Genomic DNA, 835 nt, shown 5'->3' with positions numbered 1-835 from the left:
CGGCCAAAAGCCGACACTCGCATGCACCTCCAGTTTTCAAGCCAACCCAGGAACAGATGAACACACGTCGCGTCCACGAACTCATGCGGGCTCACTTTCCTGCGACAGGAACCGAAGGTCTTGAATGGACCAATCTCGTTGATGAGCGCAGCCTCCTTATGGAGGACCGGTCGAGGATTGTCTTGCTGGACCAGTTTGTCGAACGCAACGTGGCGGAGGTGCTCGTTGAGGTTCACCGAAAGCTTGGGGCACGCCTACTTGTCAACGATGTCGTCCCGTACCTCCAACGCCACGTCGGACAAGGCAACATCCGAATCTCGGACCGAGAATTCACAATGTTCGCCGTGCTGGCGAGAAATGGCGTCGGGGTAAGCTGGCGTGCAGCCGCTTAGGCGGCACTCGGCCAAGAGCCGACTTTCGCGACATCCTCCCAGCCGACCGGCGGCCGTTGAGCACAATGCAGCCATGGAAGCCCTCAAGACTCTTGGACTGTTCATCGCCACGGCCGCGGCTGAAATCGTCGGGTGCTATCTGCCGTACCTTTGGCTGAGGGAAGGAAAATCGGCTTGGTTGCTCATCCCGGCGGCGCTGAGCTTGGCGCTGTTCGCTTGGATGCTGTCCCTTCACCCAACAGCCGCGGGCCGCGTTTACGCGGCATACGGGGGCGTCTACATCGGCGTCGCCATCCTTTGGCTTTGGGCAGTGGACAAGGTCACCCCGTCGACCAGCGATTGGATTGGCGTCGCCGTGTGCTTCATTGGCATGGCCATCATCATGTTCGGGCCACGAGAAGCGGTCCGCTGAACCGACGTTGTGACCGGCTACAGTCGGCCAA

The 835-nt window shown here is 60.1% G+C and carries 2 protein-coding genes; both read left to right on the top strand.

Annotated elements, in window-relative coordinates:
* Positions 1–392, top strand: a 392-nt coding sequence (locus AC1DNF_RS35695) for a hypothetical protein (RefSeq protein ID WP_478153657.1), incomplete at its 5' end; no start/stop codon positions are given.
* A gap of 73 nt (positions 393–465) precedes the next feature.
* Positions 466–804: a YnfA family protein gene (locus AC1DNF_RS35690; RefSeq protein ID WP_478153655.1), complete on the top strand. Its 339-nt coding sequence runs from the start codon at positions 466–468 to the stop codon at positions 802–804.
* Positions 805–835 lie beyond the last annotated feature (31 nt).

It is taken from the genome of Variovorax sp. 01T432 (assembly GCF_056398605.1).
This window is presented reverse-complemented; position numbering and strand designations above follow the sequence as displayed.